Genomic DNA, 292 nt, shown 5'->3' on the forward strand with positions numbered 1-292 from the left:
TATCTGTCGGTCATATGCTACGGACACACAAGCTTGCCTGCTTTGATATGGACTCAACCTTGATCGAGCAAGAAGTCATCGTGGCGCTGGATTAAACTGTATAAATAGTCTGCGGTAAAATCTTTTGAAAGCGGCTCAGGACCTAGATGATCTAGTAGTTTATTGCCGTAATCTTTATGCCATAGTACTGAACCAAAGCGTCTTGGATCATAGTAGTGTAGCTGAGATTTTTTATTAGCATTATCATTAAAAACGACGACCAGATGGTCATGTTTACGCTTATCAGTACCAT

The 292-nt window shown here is 40.4% G+C and carries 1 protein-coding gene; it reads right to left on the bottom strand.

All coding sequences use genetic code 11. From position 1 onward, the window contains the following. Positions 1-53: 53 nt before the first annotated feature. A partial coding sequence (locus SB749_RS19200) for a hypothetical protein (protein ID WP_410711706.1) occupies positions 54-292 on the bottom strand: 239 nt, incomplete at its 5' end.

It is taken from the genome of Brevibacterium sp. SIMBA_078 (assembly GCF_046534565.1).
Classification (GTDB): Bacteria; Actinomycetota; Actinomycetes; order Actinomycetales; family Brevibacteriaceae; genus Brevibacterium.